The sequence below is a fragment of the Bacillus sp. TL12 genome, assembly GCF_022625245.1.
In the GTDB taxonomy this organism is placed as follows: Bacteria; Bacillota; Bacilli; order Bacillales; family Bacillaceae_G; genus Bacillus_A.
This window is the reverse complement of sequence record NZ_JAJJBY010000186.1, coordinates 1-636: the sequence shown is the minus strand read 5'-3', so window position 1 is coordinate 636 and position 636 is coordinate 1. Positions and strand designations below refer to the sequence as shown.

The window sequence follows — 636 nt, the reverse complement described above, 5'->3', positions numbered from 1 at the left end:
TGAAGAAGAATAAACGTAATTAATTTAAAAATTGGTATTTGTTGATTTATTTTTATTTCTTTTTACTAAAACTCTATAAACAATCCAAATAACTAAATTACAAATTACTAAACCAATAAAAGCTGGTAAAATCACTGCTACTCCTGAACCAGCGTCTGCATATAAACTCCATAGAACTTTAAGTATAGCAATTAAATTAATAACCAGTATCCCATATTTCCAAGAATGTCTCCAAAATGCATATGCTAAAGCATACATTGTCAATGGAACCATTGAGGATAACAAAACTTTAATAACATTCCATTTCCATTGCTAAAAACTTTTCCACCTTCGAGTCTACCGTTTCCGGTTTTGGAAACCAAAACATACTTGTAAATAATGCAATTAAAGTAATTATGATGCCTTTAACATTTCTTTTATAAGCAAAGTAGCAAAATGGTAATAAAAATAGTGGTCGAATATACCAACTGAGGATATTATGATGTCTTTCAAACGCCCAAGTAAAAAAGTCATTAAGAAGATCCACAAATACTCACCTCCATATACAGTTTAGAGTAAAACACTACGTCATTTTATCTTAATAATATTATTATAGTTCCATCATCATATTTTAAATTCTTACTAAATTAACCTGCT

Annotated in this window: 2 protein-coding genes; both read right to left on the bottom strand. The window is 28.5% G+C overall.

Annotation, left to right across the window (positions count from 1 at the left end; all coding sequences use genetic code 11):
* Positions 1-24 precede the first annotated feature (24 nt).
* Complete coding sequence (locus tag LOK41_RS28400; protein ID WP_241819435.1) at positions 25-258, bottom strand: hypothetical protein; 234 nt, start codon at positions 256-258, stop codon at positions 25-27.
* A 31-nt stretch (positions 259-289) separates the two neighbouring features.
* Entirely contained in the window at positions 290-526 is a 237-nt protein-coding gene (locus LOK41_RS28395; protein WP_241819433.1) for a hypothetical protein, read from the bottom strand.
* Positions 527-636: the final 110 nt, after the last annotated feature.

Excerpts from the sequence above, each read along its gene's own strand:
- LOK41_RS28400 (WP_241819435.1), bottom strand. The coding sequence starts at position 258 with ATGTATGCTTTAGCATATGCATTTTGGAGACATTCTTGGAAATATGGG.